The sequence below is a fragment of the Nocardia sp. NPDC003269 genome (assembly GCF_042888005.1).
Taxonomy (GTDB): Bacteria; Actinomycetota; Actinomycetes; order Mycobacteriales; family Mycobacteriaceae; genus Nocardia.
The window spans coordinates 525,529-546,355 of record NZ_JBIAPA010000003.1; the positions used below are offsets into that span (position 1 = coordinate 525,529).

The 20,827-nt window shown below is 69.2% G+C and carries 23 protein-coding genes; 11 read left to right on the top strand and 12 right to left on the bottom strand.

All coding sequences use genetic code 11. From position 1 onward, the window contains the following. Positions 1–8 precede the first annotated feature (8 nt). Complete coding sequence (locus ACFYWJ_RS22360; RefSeq protein WP_355272085.1) at positions 9–1,430, top strand: MFS transporter; 1,422 nt, start codon at positions 9–11, stop codon at positions 1,428–1,430. Between the two features lie 188 nt (positions 1,431–1,618). Here ACFYWJ_RS22360 and ACFYWJ_RS22365 read toward each other — a convergent pair whose 3' ends face one another. Genes ACFYWJ_RS22365 through ACFYWJ_RS22390 form a run of 6 tightly spaced genes read right to left on the bottom strand, consistent with a single transcriptional unit; the run spans position 1,619 to position 5,613 of the window. Then, entirely contained in the window at positions 1,619–2,107 is a 489-nt protein-coding gene (locus tag ACFYWJ_RS22365) for a hypothetical protein (protein WP_355272083.1), read from the bottom strand. Then, positions 2,104–2,517 carry an NUDIX domain-containing protein gene (locus ACFYWJ_RS22370; protein ID WP_355272082.1) on the bottom strand — a complete coding sequence of 138 codons (414 nt, stop codon included), beginning with the start codon at positions 2,515–2,517 and terminating at the stop codon, positions 2,104–2,106. The genes ACFYWJ_RS22365 and ACFYWJ_RS22370 overlap by 4 nt, the downstream gene beginning before the upstream one ends. A 24-nt stretch (positions 2,518–2,541) precedes the next feature. Beyond that, on the bottom strand, positions 2,542–3,021 hold the full coding sequence (locus tag ACFYWJ_RS22375) for a carboxymuconolactone decarboxylase family protein (protein WP_355272080.1): 480 nt from the start codon (positions 3,019–3,021) through the stop codon (positions 2,542–2,544). After that, complete coding sequence (locus tag ACFYWJ_RS22380) at positions 3,018–4,097, bottom strand: dihydrodipicolinate reductase (RefSeq protein ID WP_355272079.1); 1,080 nt, start codon at positions 4,095–4,097, stop codon at positions 3,018–3,020. The genes ACFYWJ_RS22375 and ACFYWJ_RS22380 overlap by 4 nt, the downstream gene beginning before the upstream one ends. Positions 4,098–4,156: 59 nt before the next feature. Then, a complete protein-coding gene (locus tag ACFYWJ_RS22385) occupies positions 4,157–5,236 on the bottom strand; it encodes a winged helix DNA-binding domain-containing protein (protein ID WP_355272077.1) in 1,080 nt (359 codons plus the stop codon). Beyond that, entirely contained in the window at positions 5,236–5,613 is a 378-nt protein-coding gene (locus tag ACFYWJ_RS22390; RefSeq protein WP_355272075.1) for a BlaI/MecI/CopY family transcriptional regulator, read from the bottom strand. Before ACFYWJ_RS22390 ends, ACFYWJ_RS22385 begins: the two co-directional genes overlap by 1 nt. A 118-nt stretch (positions 5,614–5,731) precedes the next feature. Here ACFYWJ_RS22390 and dinB point away from each other — a divergent pair, with 118 nt between their 5' ends. Continuing rightward, positions 5,732–6,967, top strand: coding sequence for a DNA polymerase IV (gene dinB / locus ACFYWJ_RS22395; RefSeq protein ID WP_355272073.1), 1,236 nt, complete (start codon positions 5,732–5,734; stop codon positions 6,965–6,967). Positions 6,968–6,986: 19 nt separating this feature from the next. Here dinB and ACFYWJ_RS22400 read toward each other — a convergent pair whose 3' ends face one another. Genes ACFYWJ_RS22400 through ACFYWJ_RS22420 form a run of 5 tightly spaced genes read right to left on the bottom strand, consistent with a single transcriptional unit; the run spans position 6,987 to position 11,831 of the window. Continuing rightward, positions 6,987–7,865: a phosphoribulokinase gene (locus ACFYWJ_RS22400; protein ID WP_355272072.1), complete on the bottom strand. Its 879-nt coding sequence runs from the start codon at positions 7,863–7,865 to the stop codon at positions 6,987–6,989. Positions 7,866–7,874: 9 nt separating this feature from the next. Next, positions 7,875–8,963: a class 1 fructose-bisphosphatase gene (locus ACFYWJ_RS22405; RefSeq protein WP_355272070.1), complete on the bottom strand. Its 1,089-nt coding sequence runs from the start codon at positions 8,961–8,963 to the stop codon at positions 7,875–7,877. Further along, positions 8,948–9,967 (bottom strand): AAA family ATPase, encoded by a 1,020-nt coding sequence (locus tag ACFYWJ_RS22410; RefSeq protein ID WP_355272069.1) that lies wholly within the window; start codon positions 9,965–9,967, stop codon positions 8,948–8,950. The genes ACFYWJ_RS22405 and ACFYWJ_RS22410 overlap by 16 nt, the downstream gene beginning before the upstream one ends. After that, on the bottom strand, positions 9,957–10,379 hold the full coding sequence (locus ACFYWJ_RS22415; protein WP_355272067.1) for a ribulose bisphosphate carboxylase small subunit: 423 nt from the start codon (positions 10,377–10,379) through the stop codon (positions 9,957–9,959). Before ACFYWJ_RS22415 ends, ACFYWJ_RS22410 begins: the two co-directional genes overlap by 11 nt. 9 nt (positions 10,380–10,388) lie before the next feature. Continuing rightward, positions 10,389–11,831: a form I ribulose bisphosphate carboxylase large subunit gene (locus ACFYWJ_RS22420; RefSeq protein ID WP_355272065.1), complete on the bottom strand. Its 1,443-nt coding sequence runs from the start codon at positions 11,829–11,831 to the stop codon at positions 10,389–10,391. A gap of 198 nt (positions 11,832–12,029) precedes the next feature. Here ACFYWJ_RS22420 and ACFYWJ_RS22425 point away from each other — a divergent pair, with 198 nt between their 5' ends. After that, positions 12,030–12,911: a LysR family transcriptional regulator gene (locus tag ACFYWJ_RS22425; protein ID WP_355272063.1), complete on the top strand. Its 882-nt coding sequence runs from the start codon at positions 12,030–12,032 to the stop codon at positions 12,909–12,911. A gap of 17 nt (positions 12,912–12,928) precedes the next feature. Here ACFYWJ_RS22425 and ACFYWJ_RS22430 read toward each other — a convergent pair whose 3' ends face one another. Continuing rightward, a complete protein-coding gene (locus ACFYWJ_RS22430; protein ID WP_355272061.1) occupies positions 12,929–13,750 on the bottom strand; it encodes a TIGR02452 family protein in 822 nt (273 codons plus the stop codon). Between the two features lie 119 nt (positions 13,751–13,869). On the opposite strand from ACFYWJ_RS22430, the gene ACFYWJ_RS22435 reads away from it, so the two are divergent. The 8 genes from ACFYWJ_RS22435 (at position 13,870) to nuoE (ending at position 20,826) form a co-directional block, all read left to right on the top strand. After that, entirely contained in the window at positions 13,870–15,066 is a 1,197-nt protein-coding gene (locus ACFYWJ_RS22435; protein WP_355272059.1) for a hypothetical protein, read from the top strand. A gap of 93 nt (positions 15,067–15,159) precedes the next feature. Then, entirely contained in the window at positions 15,160–16,245 is a 1,086-nt protein-coding gene (locus ACFYWJ_RS22440) for a hypothetical protein (RefSeq protein ID WP_355272058.1), read from the top strand. A gap of 174 nt (positions 16,246–16,419) precedes the next feature. Next, positions 16,420–16,746, top strand: coding sequence for a hypothetical protein (locus ACFYWJ_RS22445; RefSeq protein WP_355273021.1), 327 nt, complete (start codon positions 16,420–16,422; stop codon positions 16,744–16,746). Positions 16,747–17,117: 371 nt separating this feature from the next. Next, positions 17,118–17,498: an NADH-quinone oxidoreductase subunit A gene (locus ACFYWJ_RS22450; RefSeq protein WP_355272057.1), complete on the top strand. Its 381-nt coding sequence runs from the start codon at positions 17,118–17,120 to the stop codon at positions 17,496–17,498. 10 nt (positions 17,499–17,508) lie between these two features. Further along, positions 17,509–18,063 (top strand): NADH-quinone oxidoreductase subunit B family protein, encoded by a 555-nt coding sequence (locus ACFYWJ_RS22455; RefSeq protein ID WP_218720158.1) that lies wholly within the window; start codon positions 17,509–17,511, stop codon positions 18,061–18,063. Next, on the top strand, positions 18,060–18,815 hold the full coding sequence (locus tag ACFYWJ_RS22460) for an NADH-quinone oxidoreductase subunit C (protein ID WP_355272055.1): 756 nt from the start codon (positions 18,060–18,062) through the stop codon (positions 18,813–18,815). The genes ACFYWJ_RS22455 and ACFYWJ_RS22460 overlap by 4 nt, the downstream gene beginning before the upstream one ends. Next, positions 18,815–20,128 carry an NADH dehydrogenase (quinone) subunit D gene (gene nuoD, locus ACFYWJ_RS22465; RefSeq protein WP_355272053.1) on the top strand — a complete coding sequence of 438 codons (1,314 nt, stop codon included), beginning with the start codon at positions 18,815–18,817 and terminating at the stop codon, positions 20,126–20,128. Before ACFYWJ_RS22460 ends, nuoD begins: the two co-directional genes overlap by 1 nt. Further along, positions 20,125–20,826, top strand: a complete 702-nt coding sequence (gene nuoE / locus ACFYWJ_RS22470; protein ID WP_355272051.1) for an NADH-quinone oxidoreductase subunit NuoE — start codon at positions 20,125–20,127, stop codon at positions 20,824–20,826. Before nuoD ends, nuoE begins: the two co-directional genes overlap by 4 nt. Position 20,827 lies beyond the last annotated feature (1 nt).

Consider the following 20,827-nt stretch of genomic DNA (forward strand, 5'->3'; position numbering starts at 1 on the left):
GCTTTCGCATGAATTCCGTCGTCACCGCGCGCACCACCGATCCCCGGGTGGTACTCGCCGTCGTCTCCACCGGCGTCCTGCTGTCGAGCCTGGACCTGTTCATCGTCAATGTCGCCATGCCCGCCATGGCCACCGATTTCGGCGCCGGGCTCACCGGGCTGTCGTGGGTGCTCAACCTCTACGCGATCGTCTTCGCCGCGCTGCTCGTCCCCGCGGGGCGCCTCGGCGACCGCAACGGCAATCGCGCGACCTTCCTGCTCGGCCTCGCCATCTTCGTACTGGGTTCGGCACTGTGCGTGGTGGCCTGGGATGTGACCTCGCTCGTGGGATTCCGCGTCGTGCAGGCCGTCGGGTGCGCGCTGCTGACACCGTCCTCCCTGGCGCTGGTCCTGGCCGCGACACCGCCCGAGCGGCGGGCGGGCGCGGTGCGGCTGTGGGTCGCCTTCGGCGGTCTCGGCGCCGCGCTGGGACCGGTGATCGGCGGTCTGCTGGTCGAACTCGATTGGCGCTGGGTGTTTCTGGTGAACGTGCCGATCGGGTTGGTCGCCCTGGCGGTCGGTGCGCGCACGCTGCCACGCCCGCCTGCCGAGTGCGGTCCACTGCCGGACCTGGTGGGCGCGGTGGCCCTGATCGGCGCGGTCGGGTCGTTCATCCTGGCCGTGGTGCAGGGTCCGGACTGGGGCTGGACGTCGACCGGGGTGCTGGCCGCGTTCACGGTCGCGCTCGCCCTGGGGGTGGTCTTCGTCGTGTCGTCGGCGCGGCACCCCAGTCCGGTGGTGGATCCAGCGCTGCTGCGGGCCCCGAATTTCACCCTGGCGAGCGCCAATTCGCTCGTCTTCCAGATCACGTTCGCGGGCATGTTGCTGTCGGTCACCCTGTGGGCGCAGAACGTGTGGGGATGGTCGGCACTGCGCACCGGACTGGCGATCGCGCCGGGACCGCTGGTCGTCCCGATCGTCGCGATCGCCGCGGGCCGCCTCATCGCCCGCGTCGGCGCCGGTCCGGTGATCGCCGCGGGCGGGCTGGCCTTCGGCGGCGGGTTGCTGTGGTGGGCCCGGGCCGCCGAACTGACCCCGGACTACCCGTCCGGCCTGCTCGGCGGCATGCTGCTGACCGGCCTCGGCGTCGGCCTCACCCTGCCCACCGCCTTCGCCGCCGGCGCGGGAACCCTACCTCCGCACCGCTTCGCGACCGGCTCGGCCGTCCTGAGCATGTCCCGCCAACTCGGCCTCGCCGTCGGCGTCGCCCTCCTGGTCGCCCTCCTCGGCCACCCCGCCACCCCCACCGCCACCCTCGACGCCTTCCACCGCGCCTGGTACGTCACCGCCGCCGTCGCCGTCCTCGCCGGCCTGCTCGGCCTCGGCATCCGCTCGACACCGCCGGCGGCCGAGCAACAGGACTCCGAGCCCGCCAAGGTATCGCACGGGTAGGTGTACCGCCCGAACGTTCGCCCGGTGCTGATCGACACCATCAGCACCGGGCGTTCGCCACGCGGTAGCGGATCGTCGAGTCGTCTACCCGCCGAACTCACTGCCGTATCCCTCGATCCGCGGCTGTGCGGTGTCCGGTGATGACGCCTGTGAACGCGCCGAGGGATCGTGAATTCGGCTGAGCCCGTTCAGATCTGATGGGTCCAGGCGATGAAGAACAGGGTGCCCGCCGTGGTGAGGGCGATGCTGATAGGGATGGTCCACCAGGTTGCGTCGCGGCCGAGGACGGTGCGGGCCAGGCGCAGCTGGAGGCGGCCGAGGAGGGCGACGATGCCGAGGAAGGCCGGGGCCAGGAGTAGGCCGAGCGCGGCGTGGACCAGCCAGGCGCCGACGAGAGTGGGGCCACCCCAGGCGGTTTCGTAGGCGTTCGCGGCCACCACGGGGTAGGCGAGGCCGCGGATCAGGACCAGGCCGGCGAGCAGGGTGAGGAACCAGGCGACCAGACCGGTACCCGCGGACAGGACGGAGTGGACCAGGCAGCGCAGAGCCGGGACGCGGCGGGCGGAGACGGGTTCGTGCAGGAGCAGGCGCGGCACCCGAAGCCGGGTGCGGACCGGCGACAGGGCCAGGGGCAGCGCGAGCAGGGCATAGCCGATCGTCCGCCCGACCCCGCTCACCGTAGGGAACCCGCCGCCGCCAGATCGTCGAAGAGCAACTGGTCGACCGGCGGCACGAGATCGCGATCGCGGTAGCCGAACCAGGCCAGGGCCTCGATCTCGCTGCTGGCGGTCAGGACGCCGCGGTACTCGGCGGTGTAGCAGGCCATCCGCACGACGGTGGGGTGACCGTCGGCGATCGCGGCCTCATAGGTGCCGACATGGGCCGCGCTTTCCGGTGCGAGGTCGACGCTCAGTTCCTCGGCGACCTCCCGCACCAGCGTCTGCACATCGGTCTCGGCGCCTTCCCGTTTCCCGCCGGGGATGAAGAAGACGTCCTTGCCCCGGGGGCGGGCGCACAGGATGCGCCCGTCCTCGATCAGTACCCAGGCCACCGTGTCGATCAGCTGCTGTACCGGAGAGTCCACCACGGCCCGCAGCCTACTGCGCCCGCCTCAGTGGCCGGGCAGGACGCAGACGGTGTCCAGGCCGAGCACCCGGTTGAGCCGACCGAACGCGAGCCACGATCCGATGCTCATGCTCAGCTCGACCACCTCGGTCTGGGTGTAGTGCTCGAACATCCTGGCCCAGAACTCGTCGTCGAGGCTGTGATGGTCGGTGGCGTAGCGCTCGGCGTATTCGGCGGCCAGGCGAGCCCGGTCGTCGAAGAGTTCGGTGGTGCGCCAGTTCGTGACGGCGTCGGCGAACTCGGCCTCGACCTTCTGCCCGTCGCGTTCGGTGCGCCAGTCCTGACAGAACAGGCACCCGTTGATCTGCGCGATCCGCAGTCGGGCCGCCTCGAACTCGCGCAGCCCCAGCGTCGAGTGTTCGTAGACCGACAGTGAGAACGCGGCGGCGGCGACCCCGATGCCGGGCACCATCTCGCCCCAGACGTAGCCGATCGGGTCCTTGCCCTCGGGAATGTCGATGATCATGGTGTCTTCCTTCCGAGTTTGCCGACCGCGGCCCGCAGCGGCACATCGAGTGCGTCGTAGAGGCCGGGTTCGGCCTCGACCAGCCAGTCGACGGCGTTGACCAACCGGCCCACCGCCGTGGCGTTTCCGCCCGCCGACCGGTTGCCGCCCTCGTCCGCGGCTTCCACGCTGACCTCGATCCGGGGCGTGCCCTCGATGATCACGCGGTGCGCGCCGACGCCGTCGGGCGGTGTCGGCCAGTCCGGCGCGCAGCTGGGATGGATCCGGGTGACGTGCTCGATGACGATGCGCGGCTCACCCTCCACGATGCCCTGCACCTCGAACCGCACCGCGCCCTGGGTGCCCGCCTCGAATTCGCCCATCTGCGTGGTCTGCACCGTCGCATCGAGTGCACGCCGGTCGAGCGTCTCGCGGATCTCGTCGAGCTCCACGCCCAGCGCCCTGGCCATGAGCCGGACCTGCCCGCCCCACACCATCGTCGGCACGGAGGGCAGCAGCATCGGCGGCTGGTAGTCCATCGGCTGTCCCATGCCGACCAGATAGCGCACCGAGTCGGGCTGGTCGTAGGTGGAGTAGTCGAAGATCTCCTGGCAGCGCACCACCTCGAGGGTGCTGGAGAGCCCGCTGATCAACAGCGGCAGCACATCGTTGCCCCAGCCGGGATCGACACCGGAGACGAACAGCGAACCGCCGCCCTCGGCGATCGCGGCCAGCACCGGGTCGCGCATCTCGGCGGGCGCGTTGCTCGCGTCGTAGAGGGCGTAGAGGGCGGGCGTGACGACGACGGCACCGACGCGGATCGCGCGCACGATGTCGGCGAGGGCATCATCGGGGCGGATCTCACCGGAGGCCGCGTAGACGACCGCGCGTGGCCCGGTGGCGAGCAGCGCGTCGATGTCGTCGGTGGCCGCCACCCCCAGCCCGTAGTCGAGTCCGGCCAGGTCACCGGCGTCACGGCCGACCTTGTCGGGATTGTGCACCAGCACCCCGGTGAGTTCCAGGGCCGGGTGGGCAGCCACGGCACGAATGGCCGCTCGGCCTACGTTGCCGGTGCCCCAAACGATCGTGGGGATCATCGCGCGAGCGTAGCAAGCGCTTGGTTCGGTGTCCGGAATATCCGGAATACGGTCTCCGATCAGCCTTCTCGCACCGCGGCCACCGCCGTCGACAGCGCCCGGGACGGCAGGTGTCCACCGTCGAACATCGTCACCGCGACCTCGCCGTCGACCCGGTCCCAGGTCCCCGCGATCCGCCCGTCGACCACGACCAGCGGCGAGATCCAGCCCGCCGTGCGGCTGACCTTCGCGCGATGCTCGGCGGGCAGCAGCACGGTGTCGGCGGTGCCGGGTCCGAGCACGTACTGATCGAACGGGCCGAGCAGATGCACGGCGCCGTCGAGTCGCGCGGCGGCCAGTTCGTCGGCGAATTCGGTCGGGATCCAGCCGCGCCGGCCCTCGACGTCGACCTCGGTCAGTGCGTCGCCCAGCGCGGCGAACCAGCCGCGCACCAGGGTCTTGCGCAGGCTGTTGCGGCTGAGCCAGGCATCGAAGACCTCCGGCGTCGCCGGACCGTACGCGCCGAGGTAGGCGCGGATCAGTGTCGGCGCGGCGAGCTCGGGGTCGGGCACACCCGTCCAGCCGGGAACCAGGTGTCCGGGGCTGGTGAAGGTGATCTTCGTGCCGCGCGCCGGACCGTGACACAGCGCGCCCTGCCAGGCCAGCGGCTTGAGCACCGCGCCCCAGCCGGAGCGCAGCTGCTCACCCAGGTGCGCGAAGCCGGGCTCGGCCAGCACGGCATCGACGAGTTCGTCGCGCGTGAGGACCTGCTCGGCGAGTACCGCCGAGACCACCTCCACCAGCGCCGCCACCTGATCGGGGGTCGCGCCGAAGGTCTTCTGCCACGACGGCTTCTCCCACGTCCGGGCCGCGCCGATCAGCGCCAGGGCCGCGGCGGCCTGATCGGGCACCATCGCGTGCAGCGTGCCGCGCATCGCCCAGGTCTTGACGAGGGTGCCCGCCGTCAGCGCGTCGGCCACCGCGTTCGGTGCCGCGTCCCGGCTCCGGATCGCGACGGCCGTCTCCGCCGCCGACGCGACCTGCGCCTGCACCCCGGCCAGCCTGCCCGCGATCGTCGCGACGCCGCCCGCGGCGGGCTCGGTGACGAACTGCCTGCGCAACCGCCAGGCGAAAACCTGATCCCACCCGACTTCGAGCACTAGTTCTCCTCGGCGCGCTTGGACACCACCCGCCGGAGGGCGGCCCGTAATCCGGCGAACTCGTCGTCACTGATCCGGTCGACGAAATGACTCAGCACGAGATCGGACCGGCCGCCGAGCCCGAGCGCCTCGTGCATGAGCTGGGCGCTGTGTTCCTCGCGGGTCATCGTCGGCCAGTACCGGTAGGCGCGACCGTCGCGTTCCCTGGCCAGCCAGCCCTTGCGGTGCAGGTTGTCCATGGTCGACATGACCGTGGTGTAGGCGATGTCACGTTCGGCGGCGAGCTCGTCGAACAGTTCGCGCACGGTGGTCGAGTCCACGTCGCGATCCCACAGGCGGTCCATCAGCACCGCTTCGAGATCGCCGAAACCACGCACCGCCTACCGTCTCCCTCATCATCGCCGACTCGCCGAAACCGGCTTCACACTACCGGCTGCGCCGCGGTGAGACCGCTATCGCGCGGCAACCCTTTCTGTCGGACCCCGATGCGAACATATGTTCGTGTCCGACTCCGCTCCCGCCCGCCGCCCGCGCATCCAGACCCGCGCCGAGGCGTCGATCCTGCATGCCGACCTGGATTCCTTCTATGCCTCGGTCGAGCAACGCGATCAGCCGTGGTTGCGGGGCAAACCCGTCATCGTGGGTGGCGGGGTGGTGCTGGCCGCGAGCTACGAGGCCAAGGCCTTCGGTGTCCGGACCCCGATGAACGCGGGCCAGGCCTTGCGCTTGTGCCCGCACGCGGTGGTCGTGCCGCCGCGGATGTCGGCCTATGCCGCGGCGAGCAAGGCGGTGTTCGCGGTCTTCCATGACACCACCCCGATCGTGGAGGGCATCTCGATCGATGAGGCGTTTCTCGACGTCGGCGGGCTGCGGCGGATCAGCGGCGCGCCGATCGAGATCGCGCACGCCCTGCGGGCCCGGGTCAGCAGGGAGGTCGGGCTGCCGATCTCGGTCGGTATCGCCCGCAACAAGTTCCTGGCCAAGGTGGCCTCGGCGGTGGCCAAACCCGACGGCTTGCGGCTGGTGGAGCCCGGCCGTGAACTCGATTTCCTGCACCCGCTGCCGGTCGAACGATTATGGGGCGTCGGCGCGGTGACCGCCGCGACCCTGCACGAGAACGGCATCACCCGGGTCGGGCAGCTCGCCGAACTCGGCGAACCGCACCTGCGCGCCATCCTCGGGCCGGGCGCGGCGCGGCACCTGTTCGCACTGTCGTGGGGTCGCGATCCGCGGCGCGTGGAGACCGGGAAACGTCGGCGCTCGATCGGCGCGCAGCGCGCGCTGGGCCGCCGTCACCGCACCCCGGAGGAGATCGCCGCCTACCTCGACGGTCTCACCGATCGGCTGGGCCGCCGGCTGCGCGCCGCGGAGCGCGTGTGCCGCACCGTCATCCTGCGATTACGCTTCGACGACTTCACCCGGGCGACCCGCTCACACACCCTGGTCGAGGCCACCGACGCCACCGCGTCGCTGCGCCACGCCGCCCGCCTGCTGCTCGACACCGCCCAACCCCTGATCGCCGAACGCGGCATCACCCTCATCGGCCTGTCGTTGACCAACCTCGACGACGCCGACACCATGCAACTCACCCTCCCCCTGGAACCCCGCGCCGAGAACACCCTCGACGCCACCCTCGACGACCTGCGCCGCCGGTTCGGCTCGGCCGCCGTCACCCGCGCCGCATTGCTCAACAGCGGTGAGGGCCTGTCGGTCCCGATGCTCCCGGACTGACAGGCCCTCACCCCCGATCTCACACGAATCGTTTGGGCCGCTTGTCCATCAGCCGCAGGATGAGCGGGGTGAAGATCAACTGCATCGCCAGTTCCATCTTGCCGCCGGGCACCACGATGCAATTCGGCCGCGACATGAACGAGTCGTGCAGCATCGACAGCAGATACGGGAAATCGATCACCTTCGGGTCGGCGAACCGGATCACCACGAAACTCTCGTCGGCCGTGGGAATGCTGCGCGCGATGAACGGATTCGACGTGTCGACGGTCGGCACCCGCTGGAAGTTCACATAGGTCCGCGAGAACTGCGGACAGATGTATTTCACGTAGTCCGGCATCCGGCGCAGGATCGTATCGATCACCGCCTCACTGGAATACCCGCGATGGGTCTTGTCCCGGTACACCTTCTGAATCCACTCGAGATTGATGATCGGCACCACCCCCACCAGCAGATCGGTGAATTGGGCGACATCGACGGCATCGGTGACGGCCGCGCCGTGCAATCCCTCGTAGAACAACAGGTCACTGCCGGGCGCCAGATCCTCCCACGGGGTGAAGGTACCCGCCGGCTGCCCGTAGGGTTTCGCCTCCTCGTCGTCGTGCAGGTATCTGCGCACCTGCCCGACCCCCGATTCACCGTATTCGCGGAACAGTGCCTCCAATTCGGGCAGCAGATTGGCGTCCTCACCGAAATGCGAGAACGTCGTATTGCGTTGCTGCTCGGCCTCGGCCATCGCGATCTTCATTTCCGAGCGGTCGTACCGGTGGAACGAATCACCCTCCACCACCACGGCACTGATCCCCTCGCGGCGGAAGATCTCCTCGAACGTGCGGGTGACGCTGGTCGTTCCCGCGCCGGAGGACCCGGTGATCGCGACAACGGGATGCTTGACCGACATGGGCGACTCCTAAGTGCGCTGGTCGTGCTTGGCCGGACGGAACAGTGACCGCGTGCCGAACAGTGAACTGTCGAAGCTCGGGCCCGCGTCCGGCTCGGAGTGGTAGCGCTCGATGCGCAGGACCTCGGTGCGGGAACCGAAGATGAACGGCACCCGCTGATGCACCTCCGCGGGCGGCACGAGCATCACCCGGTCGTGCCCGGTGGTGGCCGCCCCGCCCGCCTGCTCGACGATGAACGCGATCGGATTCGCCCCGTACAGCAGGGAAACCCGCCCTGGGCGGGCGGGATTGCGGGTGTCGCGCGGATACAGGTACACCCCGCCCCTGGTCAGGATGTGGAACGTGTCGGCCACCAGCGACGCGACCCAGCGCATATTGAAGTCCCGGCCTCGCGGTCCGTCCATCCCCTGCAGGCATTCCTGCACGTAGCGGCGCACCGGTCGCTCCCAGAACCGCTCGTTGGCGGCATTGATCGCGAACCCCGCGGTGTCCTCGGGGATGCGCATGCGCGGGTGGGTCAGCACGAACGCGCCGATCTCCCGATCGAGGGTGAACCCGTCCACGCCGCTGCCGGTGGTGAGTACCAGCATGGTCGCGGGCCCGTAGAGGGTGAACCCGGCACAGACCTGGCGCACCCCCGGCTGCAGGAAGTCCGCGTCGACCGGTTCCGCCGTCCCGTCGAGTACCTCCTGCGGCGCGCGCAGAATGCTGAAGATCGAACCGACGGGCAGGTTCACATCGATATTGCTCGACCCGTCCAGCGCGTCGTAGGCCAGCAGATACTTGCCTCGCCGCTGCGTTGCGGGCACCGGCAGCGCCGTGGCGCGCCGCTCGGACAGCAGCCCCGACAGATGCCCGGTCCACTGCGTCTGCGCGACCATGATCTCGTCGGTCAGCACATCCAGGCGCGCGCTCACCGACAGCGGCTCCGCGTCGCTGGTCGAGCTGATGATCGCGCCCCGGGTCACCTGATTGGCGATGATCTTCGTGGCCGTGGCCACCACGTTGACCAGCGCCGAGAACTCCCCCGACGAGCCGGGATGCCGATGTTCCTCCTCGATCGTGTAGCGGGTGAGCGTCTTCAATCCGTTCGGCATGGCGTCGTGGCCACCTCCTGCACCGTCTCGTCGAACACGCTGCTGCCGTACACGTCCCGGTCACACAGGGTGATCAGGTCGGTCCGCGACAGCGGCCGCGCCGCCTCCACCAGTCGCTTGGCCTGCCGCAACCGGCACCGATCGATCGCGTTGCGCACACTGCGCGCGTTGGAGAACCGCGGCCTGGTCATCCGCACCGTCAGATACTCCGAGAACGCCACGTGCGCGGCGGCGTCGAACCGGAAGTTCTCGCCCGCCACCATGAGTTCGGCGATGCCCATCAGCTCGTCGTGGGTGTAGTCGGCGAACTCCAGGTGATGGGGCACCCGGGAGGACAGCCCCGGATTGGCGGAGAAGAACCGGTCCATCCGGTCGGGATAGCCGGCGAAGATGACGACCAGACTCGCCCGCTCGCTCTCCATCTCCTGCAGCAGGATCTCGATCACCTCCTGCCCGTAGTCGCGCTCGTTCTCCGGCCGGAACAGGTAGTAGGCCTCATCGATGAACAGCACGCCGCCCGCGGCCTTGGCGATCGCCTCCTTGGTCTTGGGCGCGGTGTGGCCGATGAACTGGCCGACCAGGTCGTCCCGGGTCACCGTGTGCACCTTGGGTTTGCGGATGTAGCCCAGCGCGTGCAGCATCTGCGCCATCCGCAACGCCACCGTCGTCTTGCCGGTGCCCGGCCCGCCGGTGAAGCTCATGTGCATGGTCGGGCGCGACGATTCGAGCCCGAACCGCCGCCGCGCCCGATCGATCATCAGCAGCGCGGCGATCTCGCGCACCCGTTCCTTCACATTCGCCAGGCCGATCAGCTCGGCGTCCAGCGCGGCCAGCGTCTCGGCCACATCGTGCCCGGCCACATCGAGGGAAAGGTCCAACAGCGCGTCCTCGCTCAGCAGTTCCTCGGTCGCGGTGGCGCCCTCGGCGGGCGGGCGCGACGGCCGGGCGTCACCGACGCCCGGCCGCGGCAACCGGAATCCGGCAGCGGACCCGTCAGCCGCCATACCGCTGTCCCTGCGGACGACCGGTGGCGTAGGACCGCATGCTGTAGATCTGGCGCCGGTCCGGTCCCTCGGTGCGCGCCAGCTCGAAACCGGGCTCGTCCGCGGGACGCTGCACCAGGAAGCTCAGCGCCGTCGTCTGTTTCGTGTAGGTCGCGTCGTAGGCGGTGACCCGCACGTAGTGCCGGGGGAAGGTCGCCCGGCAGGCGTTGATCTCGGCCAGCACCCCGTCGGGTTCGTCGAGGTCGAACAGTGGCAACCCCCACATCTCCCAGTAGGTGTTGCGCGGGTGCGGGTCGTCGGTGTACTCGACCGAGATCGGCCAGTTGTTGAGCAGCGCATAGCGCACCTGGGCGGCGATCTCGGCGTCGGTGAGCTCGGGCAGATACGAGAACGTCCCGTGTCGCAGATACATGGTTGCTCCCTACAGGCTCGGCGTCGGCACCGCGTCGGGTGCGTCGGTGGACGTGTAATCGAAGGTGACATCACCCCAGGTCGACAGCGCGACCTCCAGTGGACGGCAGGTCGAGGCCGCGGCGCGCAGCACGTCCGGCCCCTCCTTGAGCAGGTCGCGACCCTCGTTGCGGGCCTTGACGACCGCCTCCAGCGCCACCCGGTTGGCCTCGGCCCCCGCCGCGATGCCCAGCGGATGACCGATGGTGCCGCCACCGAACTGCAGGATGACGTCGTCCCCGAACAGGTCGAGCAGCTGATGCATCTGACCGGCGTGGATACCGCCCGAGGCCACCGGCATGACACCGGGCAGGCTGGCCCAGTCCTGGTCGAAGAAGATGCCGTTGCCGAGATCGGTGGGAATGTGGTTCTCGCGCAACGTGTCGTAGAACCCCCGTGTGGTCGCCGGGTCGCCCTCCAGCTTGCCCACCACGGTGCCGGCGTGGACGTGGTCGACGCCGATCAGCCGGCACCACTTGGCCAGCACCCGGAAGCTCACGCCGTGCGTCTTCTGCCGGGTGAACGTCGAGTGCCCGGCCCGGTGCAGGTGCAGCAGCACCCCGTTGCGTCGTGCCCACTTCGACATCGACTGCATGGCGGTGTAGCCGACGGTGAGGTCCATCATGATGACCACCGACCCGAGTTCCTTGGCGAACTCGGCCCGCTCGTACATGTCCTCCATGGACGCGGCGGTGACGTTGAGGTAGTGGCCCTTGATCTCGCCGGTCTCGGCCATCGCCCGGTTCACGCCCTCCATCGCGAACAGGTACCGGTCGCGCCAGCGCATGAACGGCTGGGAGTTGATGTTCTCGTCGTCCTTGGTGAAGTCGAGACCCCCCTTGCAGGCCTCGTAGATCACCCGGCCGTAATTCCGGGCGGACAAACCGAGTTTCGGTTTCACCGTCGCGCCCAGCAGCGGCCTGCCGTATTTGTTGAGATATTCGCGTTCCATCACCGTGCCGTGCGGCGGGCCCTGGAAGGTCTTGACATAGGCCACCGGAATACGCATGTCCTCGAGCCGCAGCGCGAGCAGCGGTTTGAATCCGAACACATTGCCGATGATCGAGGAGGTCAGGTTGGTGATCGACCCCTCCTCGAAAAGATCCAGATCGTAGGCGATGTAGGCGAAGTACTCACCCGGCCTGCCCGGCACCTCGTCGATCCGGTAACACTTGGCCTGATACTTCGAATGCGCGGTGAGGCGATCGGTCCACACGACAGTCCATGTCGCCGTGGAGGATTCACCCGCGACAGCGGCCGCCGCTTCGATCGGGTCGACTCCGGGCTGTGGCGTCACCCGGAACACCGCGAGCACATCGGTCTCCGACGGCACGTAGTCGGGCGCGTAATATCCCATCGACGCGTAGGACTGTACGCCCGGATCCCAACGGTCCCGTTCGGTTTCTTCCGCCATCGTTCCTCCTGTACCTGATTCGCCGGTTCAGGGGCCCTCCATGGTGACGCAAGCTACCGCCTCCGGGCCCTGACTTCACCGGCGGTGGAATCCGGTGTACGCCTTGCGAATTCCAGGATGAGGCCCGGACGGGTAGCAAACAATGTGAATGTTTCTGGGAACGCTCAACCGAAACGTTGAGTTTGCTACCGTCGGGTAATGGGCAGGGTGAGCGCGGGACGGATGGAAACTTTCCTCGCGGTGGCCCGGCTCGGCAGCGTGCGCCGCGCGGCCGCTCAGCTGCACGTCACCGAGGCGGCCGTCTCCGCCGCCGTCGCCCATGTCGAGAAGCAGCTCGGCGCCAAACTGATCACCCGATCGGGGCGCGGGATCGCGCTGACCGAAGCGGGCCGGGTCTACGCCGAGTACTGCCGCGGAATCCTGGGTCTGATGAAGGAGGCACACGCCGCGGTCCGCCAGGCCGAGGCGGGCAGGCTCCGCATCGGCGTCGTCGCCACGGCGGGCGAATCGGTGGTGCTGCGCCCGCTGGCCTCGTTCCGGCACCGCTATCCCGACGTGGAACTGAGCCTGTCGATTCAGCCCCGTGACGTGCTGTTTCTCGAATTGCAGCACCACGAGACCGATCTCGTCATCGCCGGCCGCCCCCCGCACGCGGCGAACCTGGTCATCCAGGCCCGGCGGCCGAGCACGCTCGTCGTCGTGGGCGCGAACGATGCCAACGATCCACGCCACGACACCTGGCTGCTGCGCGGCAACGGCTCGGGCACCCGGGAAGCGACCCTCGCGCTGCTCGACCGGCTCCAGATCGATCCCCCCACCCTGACACTGGGTTCGCACGGCGCGGTCATCGCCGCCGCCCGTGAGGGGCTGGGCATCACCCTCATCCATTCCGATGCCGTCGGCGAGCATCTGGAATCCGGTGCGCTGCACACGATCGACGTGCCCGGGACCCCGCTGGACCGGGCCTGGCACGCGGTCACGACGCCGACCCCCACCCCGGCTACCCGCTTGTTCCTGGCGCACCTGATCGACCCGCTCGAGACCGGAACCGACGCCTTCCACGCCGCGATCGGGCCCTAGCGGGCCGTTTTCGGGCGCTATCGGGCAGCGAAGCGGGCGTCGAAGGCTGCGCGATTGGCCGATACCGCCGCCCGATCCCACACGGCGAACACCACCCGATCGAACGCCGCGCCCCACTTGTCCAGCGCCGCGGCGAAGGCGTCAGCCACCTGGACGGGATCGTTGCGGAACACGCCGCAGCCCCACGCGCCGAGCACCAGGGTGCGCACCTCGTGCCGCGCCGCGGCGGCGACCACCCGTTCGGCTCGCTCGGCCAACAGCAGGGGCAGGTCGACGGTCACCGCCCGACGGGCGAGCTCGCCGGCGTTGGGGGCGGGCGAGGTCAGGAAGGTCACCGGAAACGGTTCGGCCAGCGCGCCCTCGTCGTCGCGGATGACCGGCACATCCGGCGAGACGATCACCCGGTGGGTGTAGGCCAGGTCCGACGACGCGCGATGCGCCGCATAGTAATCCGTCGCCTCGATCAGGCAGGTGTAGAGCAGCGCGCTCCGGCACAGGTCCTCCTCCTGGGCTCGCGCGCCCCTGAGGTAGCCACCTCCAGGATTCCGCGCCGAGGCGAAGTTGAGTATTCCGATCCGCCCGCCGTTGTCCTCGCCGTGCAGTCGCCGGGCCGCCGCCACACTGCCTTCGCCGGTCACGTCGATGGTCGCCGGGCCGGAACCGGGTGCCCGCGTTCGGATCATCTCGTCCAAGCGCGTCGGCGTGTAGGACACCGTTCCGCCTCGCGCCGCCGCCAGTTCCGCACCGATGTCGACGGCCACTCCCGCGGCGGTCCGGTAGGTGCCTCGTTCGGCGATTTCCTCGTTCACCACGGCCACGTGGTGCCATTTCTTCGTCATCGTCGTGACCGTAACCGGCGAGACCGTCGGCCCGCCACTGGTTTTTGTCTAGATAACAACAACTATGCCGACCGGCTGGCCGGAGCAGGGTGTCGGTACACCGTGCCACGATGCCGCTCATGACCCGCGACCAGGAACCCGTGTTGGAACACCGTCTGGAATTGGCCCTCGACTACGGCCAGTTCGTGCTCCACGGGGGCGAGGGCGAGGAGGACGCCGAGCTGGCCCTGCTGGAAGCGGCGCTCGCCACCGGTCCGTCCGCCGGTGACGGGCACACCGTCGTGGTGTGCAGCCCGCACCAGAACAACTTCGAGATGCCCGTGGTGGTGCAGGTGTGGGCGACCCGTCCACCGGCCGACGAGGACGACTGGCAACAGATCAGCGAAGCCCGGCTGCATATCGGCGAGTACGGACTGAACATCAGCTCGCCGGTGGATACTTGGGAGTCCGCGCCGGTGCCGCCGGGCGACTACATCGTCGAGATCGCGGGCACCGGCTTCGTCGGATACGGCTGGCCGGGCACCACCACCCCGGGCGATCACTGGCGGATTCGCTGCTGGCCCGACGATGGCAGCGAGCTGCGAGCACCACGGGTCTGGGTCGACCCCGAAATCGCCGCCGACTCGACCGGCGCACTGCCACGCATCGATACCGGCGTCACACTCCCGAGCGGAACGAAAGCCGCGCCCGCGCACCTCGTGATGCCGTTCGCCCCCGACGGTTCGGCGCCGGACGACCAGGCCCGGCAGTGGGAGCAGGCGGCGGCGGAGCGTGCCAGGGAAGAATGGGGCGGCGAGCCGATCGCCGCGCTCGCCGACATCTACTGCGCCCGCGATCTGGCCGGATACGACCGCGCGCTCGCCGAGTCGATCGCCGGGATGGATGTCGAGGAACTCCGCGCGTTGAGCGTGTTCTGCGCCGAGCGGGCCTACGAGTACGCCGGGCTCGCCGATCGCGAGTGGGTCCGGCCCGCGCTCGCGGCCCTGCGTTCCGGTGACCCGTTCCCCGAGCACTTCCAGGACGCGGCCGCGACGTTCGCCCGGCTGGACGAGGACGAGTACGGACCCGGCGCGGCGGAGTTCCGGTCCGTCCTGCGAGTGGACGGCGACCTGCCCGCGCGCCGCCGAAATCCCTACGACCGCGGCAATATCAGCCGACCGCATTTCGCCGTCAACACCCTGTTCCACGCGCGCCTCGCCGATCCGCTGCAGGGCGCGCTCGCGGGTCTGAACGAAGCCGCGATCACCTTCGGCGACCGGGTCGAGGTCTTGTTCGCGGGCATCCGCGCCGAGTTCGGACTGCCGCCGAGGTACTGACGACAACGCCGTGGACGGTCATGGTCGCCGCGGGTACCGTCGTCGCCAGGGGCGGGTCCATCGTCTGCGCACAATCGAACGAAGGGGTGGGGCATGGCAACGGAAGTGACGCTGTCGGGAGACGCGCTCGAACTGCCGGGCGGCGTCCGGGTGACATTCATCCGTACCTTGCGCTTGCCCGAGACGGGCACCTATCCGCTGCCGCCCGGACTCGGCAGCTTTCCGCTGCGCCGCGTCGCCGACTACCCCGACACCGTGCCCGAGGAGTGGCGCACGCGCGGCGGGGTCATGCTGCCGGTGTATCAGCGTGAGGCCCTGTGGCTGCGCTTCTCCGCGACCGCGCCCACCGCGCTCAAGGTCGGCGTCGGCAAGGTCTGCGCGATCTCCGGGAAACCGTGGAGCGACACCATCGGGCAGGACCCGCAGAACTATCTCGCCCTGCCCCAGCAGCCGTGGATGGACGGAATCAACTCCGGCGACGGCACCGTCCGCCAGTTCGTCGCGGTGCCGCTCGGGCTCGGCGCGACCGTCGAAGGTCAGGTCACCGGAGTCGAACAGTGGGGTGGCGTGCAACTGGCCGTCCACGGGCTCACCGACGCCGCCCGCGCCGCGTGGCACGCCGCCGAGGAAGCCCGGCAGCGCGCCGTGCGCACCGCGACCACCCCGCCTTGGCAGTCCGGCGAACCGGTGTACGGCGCGCCGATGCCGGTGAGCGCACCGCCGGCCGGGGCGGCGTATTCCGGTCCGGCGCCGGGTGGGCCACCGCCCGCGGCACCCGCAGGGGCCGCCCGGATGCGTGGAGCGGCCAGGAAGATGGGGCTCGGTGCGGGTGGCACCATGCGGCAGGAGATGTTCGCCGACCGCAGGCCGGTCGAGGACTATCACGCCGAGGCCGACGGCCGCGTCTTCGTCCACCTCGCGTCGGCGGCCGAATGGCAGCAGATCACGGGTGAACCGGCCCCGCCGACGCCGATCACGGCCCAGGCCTACGCCGAGCACAATCTGCCGTGGTTCGACTACTACGCCGCCGACGCCGAAGACCTGGCCCCCTCGGCCGAGCTCGCCGGGGTGAAGCCCACCGGCGCGTGGCTGGCCGACGAGCAGCCCAATCCGCCGCTCGAGCAACCACTTCCGGTGATCCCGCTGGGCGGCAAGAAGGTCGAGGACGGCGACTGGTAGCCGTCGCGGGCCCACGGTGGACTCGCTTGCCCCGCAGGCCAACCGGCCGATCCGGCGAACCTGCCACGCCGCGCGCCCGCGCGGACGTACGATCCGAGCGTGGCCGAATCGAATGGTTCCACCCCGCTGCGTGTGCTGGTCTACAGCAACGATGCCGACACCAGGCAACAGGTGATGCTGGCGCTGGGCCGTAAGCCGCGCCCCGACCTGCCGGAGCTCGACTTCTTCGAGGTGGCCACGGCACCCGTGGTCATCGAGCAGATGGACGCGGGCGGGATCGATCTGGCGATCCTGGACGGGGAGTCCGCGCCCGCGGGCGGCCTCGGCATCGCCAAGCAGCTCAAGGACGAGATCGACGAGTGCCCGCCGGTGGTCGTGCTGACCGGCAGGCCCGACGACGCCTGGCTGGCGAACTGGTCGCGCGCCGAGGCCGCGGTCTCGCACCCCATCGACCCCATGCAGCTCACCCACGCGGTCACCAGCATCCTGCTCGCCCGCTGATCGGCGACCTCCGGGCATCGTCCCGGCCCCGCGGATAGTCCCACGCCCCACAGTTCTGCCTATTACCACTGGTAACACCAGTGGTTACCTGGCGTGCGCCGATCCGGGATTACCCCCGGATCGCTCATGAATCGCTGTATCGAAATCGATCAAAGCCCACCCCGGAAACGCGCGGCGCGCCCCCGCAACGGCGGTAGTCTGTGCTCTAGCTCACACGAGCGCGGGCTCCTGTATAACGCTCCGCCATCGCTGCACAGCCTTGCGCGAGCCCCGTATCGGCGGACAACGTTGTCGGCCCCGTCTCGCCAAAGCTGCCGTCCGCGGCCGGGCCACACGGCTCGACCTGCTCCAGCGAGGAGGGGAAAGCAGTCGTGAATATCGAGGTGCCCGCGCTCGTACTCGGCGCCATCGCCGCCGCGTTCGCGGTGTTCTCCGTCATCATGGCGGCGCTGATCGGCCCGAAGCGGCGCAACCGGGCCAAGCTGGAACCCTACGAATGCGGCATCGAGCCGACCCCGCACGCCATCGCGGGTGGCCCCGGAAACGCCACGGGACAGCGCTTTCCGGTGAAGTACTACCTCACCGCGATGTTGTTCATCATCTTCGACATCGAGATCGTGTTCCTCTACCCGTGGGCCGTGCACTTCGATGCGCTCGGGCTCTTCGGTCTCGCCGCGATGGCGCTGTTCATCGTCAATGTGTCGGTCGCCTACGCCTACGAGTGGCGGCGCGGCGGCCTCAGCTGGGAATGAGTGGGAAATAATGGGTCTCGAAGAGAAACTGCCCAGCGGGTTCCTGCTGAGCACCGTGGAAGATTTCGCCGGCTACCTGCGTAAGGGCTCGGTCTGGCCCGCGACGTTCGGTCTGGCCTGCTGCGCGATCGAGATGATGGCCACTGGCGCAGGACGATTCGATATCGCCCGCTTCGGCATGGAGGCGTTCCGCGCCTCCCCGCGCCAGGCCGATCTGATGATCGTGGCGGGCCGGGTGAGCCAGAAGATGGCGCCGGTCCTGCGCCAGGTCTACGACCAGATGACCGAGCCGAAATGGGTGCTGGCCATGGGCGTGTGTGCCTCCTCGGGCGGCATGTTCAACAACTACGCGATCGTGCAGGGCGTCGACCACATCGTCCCGGTCGACATCTACCTGCCCGGCTGCCCGCCGCGCCCGGAGATGCTGCTCAACGCGATCCTCGCGCTGCACGCCAAGATCGCTGAGACGCCGATGGGCGTCAACCGCGAGGAAGCGATCCGCGCCGCCGAACAGGCCGCGCTGGCCAGCACGCCGACCATCCGGATGGAGGGCCTGCTGCGATGACCTTCGACGCTCCCGACAACGCCGACAGCACTGCGGGACAAGACATTCCGGACGAGACACCCGCCACGCCGAGGCCGCCCGCGGCACCCGAGGACGAGGTGATCGGCACCCGCCGCGGCATGTTCGGTGTCACCGGTACCGGCGACACCTCCGGCTACGGCGGCCTGGTCACGCCCGTCGCGCTGCCCGCGGGCACTCCGCCGCCCTACGGCGGCTGGTTCGACGCGTTCGTCGGCACCCTGCGCGCCGCGCTGACCCACCGGGTGATCGCGTTCGACACCGTGATCGAGAAGATCGTCGTCTTCCGCGACGAGATCACTCTGCACGTCCGGCGTGAGCACCTGGTCGCCGTCGCGAGCGCGCTGCGCGACGACACCTCGCTGCGCTTCGAACTGTGCCTGGGCGTCAACGGCGTGCACTACCCCGACGACGAGGGCCGCGAACTGCACGCGGTCTACCACCTCATGTCGATCACCCACAACCGGCGGATCCGGCTGGAAGTGTCGGCCCCCGACGCCGATCCGCACATCCCCTCGCTGTTCGCGGTGTATCCGACCACCGACTGGCACGAACGCGAGACCTACGACTTCTTCGGCATCCTCTTCGACGGGCATCCCTCCCTCACCCGCATCACCATGCCCGACGACTGGCGCGGCCATCCGCAGCGCAAGGACTACCCGCTCGGCGGGATCCCGGTGGAGTACAAGGGCGCGCGGATACCGCCGCCCGACGAGCGGAGGACCTACAGCTGATGACCGACACCGATTTCCGCCGCGACGAACCGCAGGTCGTCACCGTCGCAGGCCAGGACTGGGACCAGGTCAGCGAAGTGATCGAGGGCGGCGGCGAAGAACGCATCGTCGTCAACATGGGCCCGCAGCACCCGTCGACGCACGGCGTGCTGCGCCTGATCCTCGAGATCGAAGGCGAGACCGTCACCGAGGCCCGCTGCGGCATCGGCTACCTGCACACCGGGATCGAGAAGAACCTGGAGTTCCGCACCTGGACCCAGGGCGTCACCTTCGTGACCCGGATGGACTACCTGTCCCCCTTCTTCAACGAGACCGCCTACTGCCTCGGCGTGGAGAAACTGCTCGACATCACCGAGCAGATCCCCGAACGCGCCACCGTCGTGCGCGTCATGCTGATGGAGCTCAACCGGATCTCCTCGCACCTGGTCGCCCTCGCGACCGGCGGCATGGAACTCGGCGCGCTCACCCCGATGCTGTTCGGCTTCCGCGAACGCGAACTGATCCTCGACGTGTTCGAGACCATCACCGGCCTGCGGATGAACCACGCGTTCATCCGGCCCGGCGGCCTCGCCCAAGACCTGCCCGACGACGGTGTCACCAAGGTGCGCGAGCTCCTGGAGATCATGCCGGGCCGGTTGCGCGACATGGAGCACCTGCTCAGCGCCAACCCGATCTGGAAGAAGCGCACCCAGGACATCGGCTACCTCGACCTCACCGGCTGCATGGCGCTCGGCATCACCGGCCCCGTCCTGCGTGCCACCGGTCTGCCGCACGACCTGCGCAAGTCGGCGCCCTACTGCGGTTACGAGAACTACGAATTCGACATCCCGACCACCACCGGGTGCGACTGCTACGGCCGCTACCTGATCCGGGTCGCCGAGATGCGCGAGTCGCTCAAGATCGTCGAGCAGTGCCTGGACCGGCTGCGGCCCGGCCCGGTCATGGTCGACGACAAGAAGATCGCCTGGCCCGCCGACCTGCAACTCGGTCCCGACGGACTGGGCAACTCGCCCAAGCACATCGGCAAGATCATGGGCACCTCGATGGAGTCGCTGATCCATCACTTCAAGCTCGTCACCGAAGGCATGCGGGTACCCGCGGGCCAGGTGTACGCGGCGGTGGAATCACCGCGCGGTGAGCTCGGCGTGCACATGGTCAGCGACGGCAGCACCCGGCCGTACCGGGTGCACTACCGCGATCCCTCGTTCACCAACCTGCAAGCGGTGGCCGCGATGTGCGAAGGCGGCATGGTCGCCGACGTCATCGCCTCGGTCGCCAGCATCGACCCCGTGATGGGCGGAGTGGACCGATGAAGATCGAACTGAAACTCACCACCAGGCCGGAACCGTACCCGCCGCACGTGCGGCAGCGACTCGAAGTCGACGCCAAGGAGATCATCGCCCGGTACCCGCACCCCCGCTCGGCGCTGCTGCCGCTGCTGCACCTGGTGCAGGCCGAAGAGGGATACGTGACCGGCACCGGCATCGACTTCTGCGCCGACCATCTCGGGCTCACCGGCGCCGAGGTGACCGCCGTCGCGACCTTCTACTCGATGTACCGGCGCACCCCGACCGGCGACTACCACGTCGGCGTGTGCACCAACACGCTGTGCGCCGTCCTCGGCGGCGACGCCATCTACGAAGCGCTGCAACAGCATCTGGGCATCCACCACGGCGAGACCACCGCCGACGGCGCCATCACCCTCGAACACGTCGAGTGCAACGCCGCCTGCGACTACGCGCCGGTGATGATGGTCAACTGGGAGTTCTTCGACAACCAGACTCCCGAGTCGGCGCGCGCGATCACCGATGCCCTGCGCGCGGGACACCAGGTGCGTCCCACCCGGGGAGCGCCGCTGTGCACCTTCCGGGAGACCGCCCGCATCCTCGCCGGCTTCCCCGACGAACGTCCCGGCGCGCTCGACGGCGCCCCTGGCGCGGCCACCCTCGCCGGGTTGCACACCGCGGAAACCACTGCCGCAGAAGGCGATTCCCTCGGACAGGGGGAATGAG